This window comes from Stenotrophomonas sp. SRS1, from assembly GCF_026130205.1.
GTDB lineage: Bacteria > Pseudomonadota > Gammaproteobacteria > Xanthomonadales > Xanthomonadaceae > Stenotrophomonas > Stenotrophomonas rhizophila_B.
The window spans coordinates 761963-774355 of the sequence record NZ_JAINFD010000001.1; the positions used below are offsets into that span (position 1 = coordinate 761963).

At 66.4% G+C, this 12393-nt stretch carries 11 protein-coding genes; 6 read left to right on the forward strand and 5 right to left on the reverse strand.

What is annotated here, in order from left to right; all coding sequences use genetic code 11:
• Positions 1 to 37 precede the first annotated feature (37 nt).
• From K4043_RS03400 to K4043_RS03415, 4 genes are read right to left on the reverse strand one after another with little or no spacing between them, the layout of a single operon-like run.
• Positions 38 to 1156, reverse strand: a complete 1119-nt coding sequence (locus K4043_RS03400) for a hybrid sensor histidine kinase/response regulator (RefSeq protein ID WP_265308205.1) — start codon at positions 1154 to 1156, stop codon at positions 38 to 40.
• Positions 1153 to 1728 carry a chemotaxis protein CheB gene (locus K4043_RS03405; protein ID WP_265308539.1) on the reverse strand — a complete coding sequence of 192 codons (576 nt, stop codon included), beginning with the start codon at positions 1726 to 1728 and terminating at the stop codon, positions 1153 to 1155. The genes K4043_RS03400 and K4043_RS03405 overlap by 4 nt, the downstream gene beginning before the upstream one ends.
• An 8-nt stretch (positions 1729 to 1736) precedes the next feature.
• On the reverse strand, positions 1737 to 2585 hold the full coding sequence (locus K4043_RS03410) for a CheR family methyltransferase (protein ID WP_265308206.1): 849 nt from the start codon (positions 2583 to 2585) through the stop codon (positions 1737 to 1739).
• Complete coding sequence (locus K4043_RS03415) at positions 2558 to 5668, reverse strand: response regulator (RefSeq protein WP_265308207.1); 3111 nt, start codon at positions 5666 to 5668, stop codon at positions 2558 to 2560. The genes K4043_RS03410 and K4043_RS03415 overlap by 28 nt, the downstream gene beginning before the upstream one ends.
• Before the next feature lie 154 nt (positions 5669 to 5822).
• On the opposite strand from K4043_RS03415, the gene K4043_RS03420 reads away from it, so the two are divergent.
• The 4 genes from K4043_RS03420 to K4043_RS03435 all read left to right on the forward strand — a co-directional run bounded on the left by K4043_RS03420 (position 5823) and on the right by K4043_RS03435 (position 9537).
• Positions 5823 to 6980: an ATP-binding protein gene (locus K4043_RS03420; protein WP_265308208.1), complete on the forward strand. Its 1158-nt coding sequence runs from the start codon at positions 5823 to 5825 to the stop codon at positions 6978 to 6980.
• Positions 6973 to 7338, forward strand: coding sequence for a response regulator (locus tag K4043_RS03425; RefSeq protein WP_123729566.1), 366 nt, complete (start codon positions 6973 to 6975; stop codon positions 7336 to 7338). Before K4043_RS03420 ends, K4043_RS03425 begins: the two co-directional genes overlap by 8 nt.
• 110 nt (positions 7339 to 7448) lie before the next feature.
• On the forward strand, positions 7449 to 9233 hold the full coding sequence (locus tag K4043_RS03430; RefSeq protein WP_265308209.1) for an EAL domain-containing protein: 1785 nt from the start codon (positions 7449 to 7451) through the stop codon (positions 9231 to 9233).
• Between the two features lie 64 nt (positions 9234 to 9297).
• Positions 9298 to 9537: a DUF1653 domain-containing protein gene (locus K4043_RS03435; protein WP_265308210.1), complete on the forward strand. Its 240-nt coding sequence runs from the start codon at positions 9298 to 9300 to the stop codon at positions 9535 to 9537.
• 35 nt (positions 9538 to 9572) lie between these two features.
• Here K4043_RS03435 and K4043_RS03440 read toward each other — a convergent pair whose 3' ends face one another.
• Positions 9573 to 10568, reverse strand: a complete 996-nt coding sequence (locus tag K4043_RS03440; protein WP_265308211.1) for a GAF domain-containing protein — start codon at positions 10566 to 10568, stop codon at positions 9573 to 9575.
• A gap of 177 nt (positions 10569 to 10745) precedes the next feature.
• On the opposite strand from K4043_RS03440, the gene K4043_RS03445 reads away from it, so the two are divergent.
• Positions 10746 to 10964 carry a hypothetical protein gene (locus K4043_RS03445; protein WP_123729569.1) on the forward strand — a complete coding sequence of 73 codons (219 nt, stop codon included), beginning with the start codon at positions 10746 to 10748 and terminating at the stop codon, positions 10962 to 10964.
• 158 nt (positions 10965 to 11122) lie between these two features.
• Complete coding sequence (locus K4043_RS03450; protein ID WP_259259710.1) at positions 11123 to 12337, forward strand: MFS transporter; 1215 nt, start codon at positions 11123 to 11125, stop codon at positions 12335 to 12337.
• Positions 12338 to 12393: the final 56 nt, after the last annotated feature.

Below are 12393 nucleotides of genomic sequence, written 5' to 3' on the forward strand. Positions count from 1 at the left end.
TGGCCCATCCCGGCAACTGCCGGGATGGGCGTGGCCGCTACCGTGGCCGACGCTGCAATACCGTCTCGAACAACACGGTACTGTCCTCGTTGACAGCCACCAGCGTGCCGCCATGCGCACGCGCGAATTCGCTGGCGATGAACAACCCCAGCCCCAACCCACGGCTGTCGTGGAAGCTGGCCTTGAACGGCTCGAACAGCCGCGGCAGCAAGGCCTCCGGAATCTGGCCCGCGTTGCGCACCTGCACGCGCAGCGGCCCGCTACGCTCCCCTTCCAGGCGTACCAGCACGGGCGCATCGCCGCCGTGCAGCACGGCGTTGCTCACGAGATTGGACAGCAGCTGCGCCAGGCGATCCGGGTCCCCCTGCAGATGGGCATCGCCCTGCACCTGCAGCTCGATCGTCGCCTGGGGATGCGCCCGACCAATCTCGGCGACCACCAGCGAGGCAAGCTCGGCGAGGTCGCAATCAGTGGTGTACAGACGCAGCCCGCCGGTGCGGATCTTCGAGAAGTCCAGCAGCTGCTCGACCATCCGCACCATGCGCTGCGCACTGTTCTCCAGATGGACCAGCGTGCGTTGGACCTGGCTGTCGTCGGGCAGGTCCAGTGACAACTTGTCGGCACACAGCAGGATCGCAGCCAACGGCGTACGCAGGTCGTGGGTCAGCACCGCCATCATCGTTTCATTGAGCTTGAGCGCATGCTCCAGCGCCTCGTTGCGCGCCTTGAGCAGCTGCTTCTGCTGGTAAAGCTCGATGAAGACGTTGACCTTGCTCAGGATCACCTGCGGCTCGATCGGCTTGTGCAGGAAATCCACCGCCCCGGTTTCGTAGCCTTTGAAGGCCCGCACCGGGTCGTTCGGTGAGGCGGTCAGGAAGATGATCGGCACGTCGCGGCTGCGCTGCGAGCCACGCATCAGTTCGGCGAGCGAAAAGCCGTCGATCTCCGGCATGTGCACATCCAGCAGCGCCAGCGCGACCTCATGTTCCAACAGCAGTTCCAGTGCCTCAGCGCCGGAGGGGGCACACAGGATCTCCAGGCCCGGGCGGCGCAGCAGCGCTTCCATCGCGACCAGGTTCTGCGGAATGTCATCGACAATCAGCAGCTTCACGCAATCGGTGGTGACAGTCGACCCGGCGGGCTCGATCAGGTTCATCGGGTAAGACCTTTCATACGCGTGCAGATGGAGGTGAGCGGGAGCACTGCGTCGGCGCCGGCGTGTGCCAGGGCCGATGCGGGCATCATCGAGGAATACGCCTCCTCAGGGCATTGAATCCAGGCTTCGCCGCCCGCCTGGCGGACCGCGGCGACCCCGTCACTGCCGTCGCTGCTGGCACCGGTGAGCAGGATGGCCAGCACGCCGTCGCCAAACACGTCGGCAGCGCTCTCGAACAGGGGGTCGATCGCCGGGCGCGAGAACAGCACGGGCGGATCGATGGACAGCGCCAGCGTGGCGCGGTCCTCCACCAGCAGATGGTAGTCCGGTGGCGCGAACGTCACCGTCCCGGGTTGCAGTGGCTGCTTGTCCTCGGCCTCACGCACGGGCAGCGGACAGCCGGCGTCGAGCAGGTCGGCGATGCGGCTGGGCCGGTCGCGTGGCAGATGCAGCACGACCAGCACGGGCAGATCCAGCGTCGCCGGGAACGCGGACAGCAGCGCCTGCAGCGCACTGACGCCGCCGGCGGACGCACCGATGACCACCAGATCGAACCGGCTGCGCTGCGACATCCCGAGCATCAGGCCAGCTTCCGGTACAGGCGCTGGTCGCGCGCGCAGGCCTCGAAGGCGGCCGCGTGCTCGCCGAACTGCAGCGACTCCTTGCTGCCCAGGCCGAGAAAGCCGCGGTGTACCAACGCCTCATGGAACAGGCCGATGGCACGGTCCTGCAGCGGACGCTGGAAATAGATCAGCACGTTGCGGCAGGAGACCAGGTGCACTTCGGAAAACACGGTGTCGGTGGCCAGGCTGTGGTCGGCGAAGACGATGTTGCGCTTCAGGCGGCGGTCGAAGACCACACTGCCATACCCGCTGCTGTAGTAATCCGACAACGAGCCGGTGCCGCCGGCGGCCAGGTAGTTGCGGCTGAACTGCGCAAGCCGGTCCAGCGCGAAGGCGCCGGACTCGGCGGCCTGCAGCGCTTCGGGATTGATGTCGGTGGCATAGATGATGGCCCGGTCCAGCAGGCCCTCCTCATGCAGCAGGATCGCCAGCGACCACACTTCTTCACCGGTGCTGCAGCCGGCCACCCACAACTTGATCGAGGGATAGGTGCGCAGCACCGGTACCGCATGCTCGCGCAGCACCTTGAAGTACGGCGGATCCCGGAACATCTCCGAGACCTGCACGGTGAAGTACTGCATGGCCTGGGCGAACGTCTCCGGCTCATGCAGCAGGCGGTGCTGCAGCGCGCCCATGGTCGGGCAGTCGAACCGCGACATGGCATGGCGCATGCGCCGCCGCAGCGACGCCAGCGCATAGTCACGGAAGTCGTAGTGGTAGCGCTGGTACACCGCCTCCAGCAGCAGCTTCAGCTCCAGGTCGAACAACTCCGTTTCATTCATCGGCGCGAGCACCACACGCGGCACAGCGAGACCAGCTTGTCCACGTCGATCGGCTTGGCGATGTAGTCGTTGGCACCAGCCTGCAGGCAGTGCTCGCGGTCATCGGGCATCGCCTTGGCGGTCAGCGCGATGATCGGCAGGTCGCGCCAGCGGTTGTCCGCCCGGATTTCGCGCATGGCGGTCAGCCCGTCCATCTCCGGCATCATGATGTCCATCAGCACCAGGTCGATCTCCGGGCGCAGCTTGTCCAGCGCCTCGCGACCATTGCGCGCGATTTCCAGGGTGACACCCAGCGGCTCGAGCACGCTGGACAGCGCGAAGATGTTGCGTACGTCATCCTCGGCCAGCAGCACGATGCGGCCATCAAGCACCGCATCACGGCGGCGTGCTTCACGCAGCAGGCGCTGCTGGTCGGTCGGCAGCGAGGCCTCGACGCTGTGCAGGAACAGCGTCACCTCATCGAGCAGGCGCTCGGGCGAGCGCGCGCCCTTGATGATGATGCTCTTGGAATAGCGGCGCAGGCGCTGTTCTTCATCACGGGTCAGCGCGCGGCCGGTGTAGACGATCACCGGCGGGAAGGCGACCGCATCATTGCCGGCCATGCGCTCGAGCAGGTCGTAGCCGGTGCCGTCGGGCAGCGCCAGGTCGGTCACCATGCAATCGAAGGTGGAGCCGGCCAGCTCGGCCATCGCTTCGGTGATGGTGCCCACCGCCGTGATTTCGAGCTGGTCGCGGCCGAGCAGCAACTGCAGGTTGGAGCGCAGCTCGCTGTCGTCCTCGACGATCAGCAGCCGGCGCACATCGCGCTGGCTGGTGGCTTCCAGCTGCTGGATCGCCCCGACCAGGCGCTCGCGCGTGGCCGGCTTGATCACGTAGCCGATCGCGCCCAGCTCCATCGCCACCTGCGACCGCTCCAGGCCGGAGACCACATGCACCGGTATATGGCGGGTCGCCGGGTCGCGCTTGAGACGCTCCAGCACGCTGAGCCCGGACACATCGGGCAGACCGATATCGAGCAGGATGCCGTTCGGGCGCAGCTCGGTAGCCAGGCCCAATGCCTCTTCGGCAGTACCGGCGACCACGCAGTCGAAATCCAGTTCATGCGCCATCGACACCAGCGCGCCAGCGAAGGTCGCATCGTCCTCTACCACCAGAATCATCCGGCCCGCGCGGCTGCGGCGGCCCCGGTCATCCATCACCTTGGCCGCAGGCGCGGGTGCAGGCGTGGCGTCGGCGTGGGCACGGCCCAGCGGAGCAGCGGCATGCACGGCCGGTGCTGCCACGGTGGCGGGGCGTACGTCGTGCACGACGTTGTGCGCGGTGCCGGTACCGCCACCGGCCAGCAGCGGCAGTTCAAGCGTGAAGCAGCTGCCCCGGCCCGGCTCGCTGGAGACGGTGATGCTGCCCCCCATGCGGGCCGCCAGATCGCGCGAGATCGACAGCCCCAGCCCGGTACCCCCGTAACGGCGGCGGGTGCTGCCATCGGCCTGGCGGAAGGCCTCGAAGATCACCGCGGTCTGTTCTTCCGGAATGCCGATGCCGGTATCGGACACCGCGAACTGGATCCGCCCTGCCCCGGCACTGCGCACCGTCAACGACACGCTGCCGTGTTCGGTGAACTTGACCGCATTGGCCAGCAGGTTCTTGAGGATCTGCTGCAGGCGCTGGCTGTCGGCCAGCAGTTGGGTAGGCGCGTCCGGCGTGGCGCTGATCTCCAGGCTCAAGCCCTTCTGCACGGCCATCGGCTCGAAGGTTTCCTTCAGGCGCTGCAGGACGCTGGACACCGCGAGGTTTTCTTCGACCAGCTCGACATGGCCGGCCTCGATCCGCGACAGGTCCAGAATGTCGTTGATCAGCGCCAGCAGGTCGTTGTTGGAGGAATGGATCGCCTGGGCGTATTTGACCTGCTCGGCGGTCAGCGTGCTTTCTTTGTTGTCGGCCAGCAGCTTGGCCAGGATCAGCGAGCTGTTGAGCGGCGTGCGCAGCTCATGGGACATGTTGGCCAGGAACTCGGATTTGTAACGCGAGCTGGCCTCCAGTTCAGCGCTGTTCTGCACCAGCTGTGCCTGGGCCAGCAACAGGGCCTGCTGACGCGACTCCAGTTCGTGGGTGCGCTCCTCGAGCTGCACGTTGGTCTGTTCCAGCTCGGCCTGCTGCTGCTCCAGGTTGGCCTGTGAATGCAGCAGGCTGCGGCTCTGCTCCTCCAATTCTTCGTTGGCCACGCGCAGCTCTTCCTGCTGGGTCTGCAGCTCTTCGCTCTGGCGCTGGGTTTCCTCCAGCAGTTCCACCAGCTGCGCATTGAGCAGCGCCGCGCGCAGCGCGATGCCGATCGGCTCGGCGCACTGCAGCAGCAGCGCCATCTCCAGGCCACGCGCAGGCGAGACGCCGGCACGGCCCAGTTCAATCACGCCGATCACCACGCCGTCGGCCGTGATCGGGCCCAGCAGGCGCTGGTGCACCGTGGTGCGGCCCAGCGGGGTATCGATATCCAGCGGGCTGTCGCTGTCCTCCAGCCGACGCGCGCGGCCCTCGCGGATGATCTCGCCCCATTGGCCGGCATGCGCCGGCAGGGTCTCCGGCAGCTGCGAAGGCAGCGCGGCGCCACCGACCAGCACCAGCCGCTCGCCCTGCAGGCGATACATGGCGCCGACATCGGCATTGAGCTGCGCGCACAGCGCGCGCATGGCCGCGTCGGCCAGTTCACGCGGGGTGGGATCGCCCTGCAGACTGGTGCCCACCACGTTTTCGCCAGCCTGCAGCCACAGCGCATCGGCCGCTTCCCGGCGCGCACCGATGGCCTTCATCACGGTCAGCGCCATCATCAGGAAAGCAACGCCGCCGATGCTGCGGTTGACGAAGGAGAAGGCCGAGTTGCTGCTGGACGGCGCCACGTTGTAGCCCACCGCAAGCAGGATGCAGGACCCGATCGCCACCAGCAGAGGCACTTCCATCCGGCGCTGGAACAGCGTGATGCCCACCGCCATGAAGTAGGTGAGCCAGACCGCATAGCCCAGCGGTACCACCATCTCCGTGCCCAGCGTGGCGGCCATCAAGGCGGCCGACGCAAGCCAGATCCAACGGTCACGGGAGGTGGGCGCAGAATTCATGCCGTGTTCCAGCTTAAAAGGGGGCTGATGGTACCCGAAGCGGTAAACGGCTGTTAAGCGCCAGAAGTCAGCGTGTTTGGCGCACGTTCTTGACACGTTCTTCACATCCCGCCCCCTACGGTTCGGTCCCTTATCGGGGGAGTCGATAGCCGTCGTGGTCCAGGCCGTATCCAGCGTTGCACCGCTTGCCGACGAAAGTCGGCAGCTGAAGCTGTTGATCGACAACGTGAGCGACCACGCGATCTATCTGCTCGATACGCAGGGCCGCATCTGCAACTGGAACCGTGGCTGCGAGCGGGTCAAGGGCTACACCGCCGAGGCGGTGATCGGCCAGCATATCGGCCTGTTCTACACCCCCGAAGACCAGCAGCTCGGCGTGCCGCAGCAAGCTTTGGACTACGCCCGCGACCACGGCCGCTTCATCGGTGAAGGCTGGCGGGTGCGCTGCAACGGCGAGCGGTTCCGCGCCGGTGAGGTGATCGAGCCGGTCCGCGAAGACGGCTGCCTGCTCGGCTTCGTCAAAGTCACCCAGGACGTCACCGAACGCTACCAGGCCCAGCGCCTGCTGCAGGATGCGCAACGCGCGCACGTGCAGCAGCGGCAACTGGACAATGTCGGTCGACTGACCCGTGGCCTGGCCCACGAATTCAACAATCTGCTGACCACGATCGGCAACGCACTGGATCTGATCGCCCTGCGCCCCGGTGCCGAAGGGCGTACCCAGGAGCTGGTGGACCTGGCCCAGGCAGCCGCCGACCGTGGCTCGCTGCTGACCCGCCAGCTGCTGGCCTTTTCCTCCGATCAGACCCTGGTGCGCGAACCGGTGGTGGTGCAGGAATTCCTGCTTGATGCCCTGCCGGTGCTGCGTCGCGCCTGCCCGGCGAGCATCGAGGTAAAGCTGAATCTGACCTCGGATCTGCCCCCGATCATCACCGATGGCGTACAGTTGCACAGCGCCGTGTTGAATCTGGTGCTCAATAGTGGCGAGGCGATGCCCCAGGGCGGCACGGTCACGATCACGGCCGAGGTCGAACAGCGACTGGCGCCGGATCTGTCCCAGCCCATGCGCCGCCACTATGTCGCCATCGCGGTGACCGATGAGGGCAACGGGATGCCCCCGGACATCGCCGAGCGCGCCAGCGAGCCATTCTTCACCACCAAGGAAGTCGGCAAAGGCAGCGGGCTGGGCCTGAGCCAGGTGTTCGGCTTCGTCTCCCAGTGCGACGGCTTCGTCGACGTACAAACCGCCCCCGGACGGGGCACCACCGTCCGCCTGTTGTTACCTGTCATTGAGGAAGTCGAGCATGTCTGAGCCCCTACGCGTATTGATGGTCGAAGACCAGCAGGACCTGCGTGAACTGATCGGCCAGGCGCTGCAGGACTTCGGCATCGAGATCCACACCGCCGATGACGGCCCGGCCGCGCTGCGGCTGATGCAGGATCCGGGTGGGTTCGATGTGGTGTTCAGCGATATCAGCATGCCCAATGGCATGAGTGGCGTGGAACTGAGCGAGCACGTGGCCGATGTGCTGCCCAATGCGCGCATCATTCTGGCCTCCGGTTACGCCCGCTCGCAGCTGCCGCCGCTGCCCGAGCATGTCGAATTCCTGCCCAAGCCGTATCGCCTGCGCCAGCTGGTCACCCTGCTGCAGTCCCCCGTCTCGCCCTGAACGGGCGCCACGCCGCCAGCGTGAACGCTTCATCCGCGTTTCACCTGCTTCACACCGGTTCTGCATGACACCCCGGATAGTGGCGATGTAGTCGGAACAGGGCGCGGTAGATGCTGGACAGAAGCAATGATGTAGATCGGATCGCGTTGATCGAGGCGCTCAACGTGATGGATCCAGCGTTGGGTACCGCGCTCGATCCCATCGCCGAGTTGACTGCCTTCAGCTTTGGCGTCCCGATTGCATGGGTGTCCATCCTCGACGCCGATCACCAGCACATCATTTCGGGCGTGGGCCTGGCACTACGCCGCACCGATCGGCATGCCTCGATCTGCGCGCGTGCGCTGGGATCCAACACCGTCATGCAGGTCGCCGATCTGCGCCAGGACCCGCGCTTTGCCGATAATCCCCTGGTGACCGGGCCGGAGCAGCTGCGCTTCTATGCCGGCGCGCCGCTGGTCACCAAGGCGGGCGTCGCGCTCGGCACCCTGTGCATCATGGACCGCGCACCGCGGCAGCTGTCTGCTAAAGAACAGCTGCAGTTGCAGACCTTGTCGCGCGTGGTCGTCGCGCAGATGGAACTGAAAATGTCGTTGGGCCGCCGCGAGCAGATCAGCGGATTGCCCAACCGGCACCAGTTCCAGGCCGACCTCAACGCCCTGTCCCGGCATGCCGATACGCGTGCGTTCACTGCCGTGGTGCTGGATGTGTTCGATCTCCAGAGCGCCAATGATGCCGGCCAGGCGCTGGGCATGAAGCCGGTGGAGACCCTGCTGCGCCAGGCTGCCCTGCGCGTGCAGGATGTGCTGCGTGACATGGCGCAGGTCTACCACATCGGGGTGACCCGCTTTGCGTTCCTGCTGGCCGACCACTCGCATGAAGAGACCGAAGCGCTGCTCGATCGGCTCCGCATCCGCATGCGTCGGCCACTGATGGCCGGCAGTATCCCGATGTCGCCGCAGTTCCATGCCGGCGTCTGCGATTTTCTCTCGGCCCCCGGGCAGACCGGCGATCTGGTGCGCAAATGCCTGGTCGCCATGCACCACGCCATCCAGACGGACAGCTGCCTGTGCTGGTATTCGCAGGAGCGCGACGATGCGTTGCGTCGCCGCTATCGGTTGGCCTCCGACGCCGGCCGCGGCCTGGCCCAGCACCAGTTCAGCCTGGTCTACCAGCCACGCTTTGATCTGATCACTGGACTGCCGGTATCGGCCGAGGCCCTGCTGCGCTGGACCCATCCGATGCTCGGTCCGGTCAGCCCCGGGGAGTTCATTCCGGTCCTCGAGCGCACCGCGCTGATGCCCGCCATCAGCCGCTGGGTGATCGACCATGCGCTGGCCCAGGCGGCGCAGTGGCAGAAGCGGGTGCCCGATTTCAGCCTGTCGCTCAATCTTTCACCGCGCGATTTCGACGACCAGCGCGTGTGGAGCGTACTGTCCGAGCGGCTGCACGCGCATGGATTGGCACCGGGCCTGATCGAAATCGAGATCACCGAAGGCCAATGGCTGAACCACCATCCTGCAGCCCTTCCCCAGCTGCGGGAGATGGCCGCCGCCGGGGTACGCATCGCGATTGATGATTTCGGCAGTGGGTACAGCAACTTCGGCTACCTCAGCGAGGTACCGATCAGCCACATCAAGATCGACCAGACGTTGGTCACCGGACTGGCACGCTCGCGCACCGCGCGACTGAAGGTGGAGGCCATCATCAAGCTGGCGCGGCAGCTCGGGTACCGCACGGTGGCCGAGGGCGTGGAGAACGAAGCCGAACTCTCGCTGCTGCGGCTGTGGGGCTGCGACGAAGCTCAGGGCTATCACCTCGCACGCCCCATGCACCCTGACGCCGTGCTGCAGCTGGTCAGCGTGTGCCGGGCGGGGCCGCTGCCGGATGCGGGCTGACCCTGCGCGGCGTTGTCGGCACTTCAGGCGATAATGCCCGGCCCGCCTCCCTCACTGCCCGACCATGTCCGATCTCGCTCCGCTGCCTACCCTGCCCCTCGGTCACTACCGCCATTTCAAGGGCGGCAACTACGAGGTGATCGGCGTCGTGCGACACAGCGAAACCCTGATGCCGATGGTGTTGTACCGGCCGTTGGATGCGGAGATCGGGCTGTGGGTGCGCCCGTTTGAGATGTTCGTCGCGCAGGTGGAGGTGGACGGGCAGTGGCGTGCGCGTTTTGCGCGGGCCGAGGTGGACAGCTGAGGGGACAATCTGCGCATCGCTGCCCAGCGGTGCGATCAGCCCAGGACCGCCCGTCGCGCGTCCACCAGCTCACGCAACCGCGCGGTCACCGTGCGGAACTGCTCCGGCAGCATCGCCGCATCCAGTGCGTCTACCTGACCGGACAGCACCGACAGTGCCTCGCTCATGCTGGGCACTTTCTGGCCCGCCTCGGCGGACGCCTCCGGCACCTCCAGCTGCGCGCCGATGACGCCGGCCAGGATCTCGAATGCCTTCACCGTGGCGGCATCGAGCCTGGAGGGGTTTGGATCGAGCGCGCACAGGGTGCCGTGGAAGCCGCCATCGCGGCGGAACATCGGCACCGAGATGTAACTCTCGAACCCGTACAACGCCGGCGTGGGGTGGCTGGAAAACACTGGGTGGGTGCTGGCCTGATCGAACTGCACCAGATGGCGATGCTCGCGGATTTCATCGCAGATGGTGGTTTCCAGCACCAGGTCTTCGCCGGGTCGCAGACCAAAATCCAGATGGTCATGCACCGCACAGGCAGTCCATCGATCCGCCGTGACGCGTGCCACGGCGACAAAACGCATGCCGGTCATCGCACTGGCCAGCTCCAGCATGCCCGGCACGGCAGGCATCGCCAGCAGCGCCGCGACATCGTCCAGACGCGGATCCGCCGAGATCGCAGGATCCGCCAGGGGCGCCGTGCCGGGACCGTCTTCGTCGAGCGGATTCTCCATCGCGGCCAAGCGGCGATCCAGCACCTTCGCGTTGACCTCGTTGAAGAGACCGCGCACCGACGCGGACAACGCGCGCGGGTCCTTGATGGCGCCGACGAAATGGATGCCCTGCCCGACCAACCGGATCTGCTCGACGCCGTGATCCAGGCGCAGCGATGGCCACGCCAGACGGTGCAGGATGCGCATCCAGTCATTGGGGGGCGTGTCGTCCAGAAGCGCGGTGACGATCACGCGTGACGCGCCAGCCCCGTCCTGCAGACCGGGCAGATCAAAGCCGATGAGCGCTGGAAAGCCCGTACTGATAGACATCACAACCCCTATGACCACATGGCGCAGCCATCGAAAGGTGGTGGCTTTGAAGGCAAATTGTCGCACGAATGAGCGAGACTGGCCGTGACCGAAGCCTGCGCCTCCCCCATGCCGCCCGAACGGTGTAGCGGCTATCATGCGCGCACGGACGTCTCTGCCACGTACAAAGGAATGCACATGTTGGACGGTTTCTCGCTGTTGATTGGCCTCGGCTGGGCGCTGTTCGGGCTGCTGTGGATCTTCGTTCCCTTCGCCATCTTCGGCATCAAGGGGCTGCTGCGGGAGATCCTGGCCGAACAGAAGCGGACCAATGAGATTCTCAGCCGTGCGCATGGGGTCAGCCCCCCGTTGGACGTGCCGGAAGGCCTTCCGTTCAGGCCCGAGCGCTATCCGTGAAGACTCGGCAATAGCCCAGCCGGACAGGCGCCCGGGCTTACCCGGGTGCCCTTGACGCAGGTGCGCGGTGTCCCCCGAATCCAGTGTTCTACCGGATGCACTGATTATGCTGCGCTGCAGCAGTACAATGCCGCGCTCCCCCGTTCGACGCCGCCTGAATGAGCTCTTCTTCCGTCCCCCTGGCCGCCCGGCTCTCGCCGCGCGAGCGCACCCTGATCCTGCTGGCCTTGTCGCTGGGCGGCTTTGCCATCGGCACCAGCGAGTTCGCCAGCATGGGGCTGATGCTGGAGATCAGCCGCGGGCTGTCCATCAGCGAGACCCAGGTCGGTCACCTGATCAGTGCCTACGCCGTCGGTGTGGTGGTCGGCGCCCCGGTGCTGGCCTTCGCCGGTGCAGGCTTCGCCCGCCGCAACCTGCTGCTGGCGCTGATGGGCTTTTACGCCATCGGCAATCTGGCCAGTGCACTGGCCCCCAACTACGGCACGATGCTGCTGGCCCGGTTCGTCGCGGGTCTGCCGCATGGCGCGTACTTCGGCGTGGCGATGCTGGTGGCCGCCGCGATCAGTCCCCCGGCCCAGCGCGGCGCGGCGGTATCGAAGGTCTTGCTCGGCCTGTCCGTCGCCATTCTGGTCGGCAATCCGCTGACCACGTGGCTCGGCCAGCAGCTCAGCTGGCGCACTGCATTCGCCGTGGTCAGCGTGTTGGCGATTGCCACGGTGGCCATGATCGCGCGCTTCCTGCTGCCCGATCCGGATGAAGTCCGCACCTCGCCGATGCGCGAACTGCGCGCGTTCAACCGCACCCAGGTGTGGCTGGCGCTTGCGATCGGCTCGGTGGGCTTTGCCGGCATGTTCTGCGTCTTCACCTACCTCGCCCCGACCCTGGTGCAGGTCACCGGCCTGGCCGAATCGTGGATGCCGCTGGCGGTAGGCATCTTCGGCATCGGTGCGATCATCGGCAACGTGGCGGGCGGCTGGCTGGTCGACCGCTTCCAGTTCCGCGCGGCGGCGGTGGTGCTGGTCTGGTCGATCATCGTGCTGCTGGCGTTCCCGCTGGCCGCGCAGTCGGTGTGGAGTGTGTTCCCGATGATCATCGCGGTGGGCACCATGGGCGCCCTGGCCGCGGTACTGCAGACCCGCCTGATGGATGTGGCCGGGGAAGCGCAGACCCTGGCGGCGGCCTCCAACCATGCCGCGTTCAATACCGCCAACGCGCTGGGCCCGTGGTTCGGCGGCATGGCGATCGGCGCCGGCTTCAGCCCGGCCGTGACCGGCTACGTCGGTGCGGCCACCGCGCTGGGCGGCCTGCTGTTGTGGGGCGTGGCGATGCTGGTCGACCGCCGTTCCCGCAGCGAGCCGGTGCTGCAGCAGTAAGCGCACCGCGTCCATCGCAGGCCGACTCGACATCCCCGCCCAGGCGGGGATTTTTT

What these genes read in the sequence shown, in the direction of transcription:
- K4043_RS03445 (WP_123729569.1), top strand. Translation starts at nt 10,746, where the DNA reads ATGTTGGACGGTTTCTCGCTGTTGATTGGCCTCGGCTGGGCGCTGTTC.
- K4043_RS03440 (WP_265308211.1), bottom strand. Translation starts at nt 10,568, where the DNA reads ATGTCTATCAGTACGGGCTTTCCAGCGCTCATCGGCTTTGATCTGCCC.
- K4043_RS03430 (WP_265308209.1), top strand. Translation starts at nt 7,449, where the DNA reads ATGCTGGACAGAAGCAATGATGTAGATCGGATCGCGTTGATCGAGGCG.
- K4043_RS03435 (WP_265308210.1), top strand. Translation starts at nt 9,298, where the DNA reads ATGTCCGATCTCGCTCCGCTGCCTACCCTGCCCCTCGGTCACTACCGC.
- K4043_RS03400 (WP_265308205.1), bottom strand. Translation starts at nt 1,156, where the DNA reads ATGAACCTGATCGAGCCCGCCGGGTCGACTGTCACCACCGATTGCGTG.
- K4043_RS03405 (WP_265308539.1), bottom strand. Translation starts at nt 1,728, where the DNA reads ATGTCGCAGCGCAGCCGGTTCGATCTGGTGGTCATCGGTGCGTCCGCC.
- K4043_RS03450 (WP_259259710.1), top strand. Translation starts at nt 11,123, where the DNA reads ATGAGCTCTTCTTCCGTCCCCCTGGCCGCCCGGCTCTCGCCGCGCGAG.
- K4043_RS03425 (WP_123729566.1), top strand. Translation starts at nt 6,973, where the DNA reads ATGTCTGAGCCCCTACGCGTATTGATGGTCGAAGACCAGCAGGACCTG.
- K4043_RS03415 (WP_265308207.1), bottom strand. Translation starts at nt 5,668, where the DNA reads ATGAATTCTGCGCCCACCTCCCGTGACCGTTGGATCTGGCTTGCGTCG.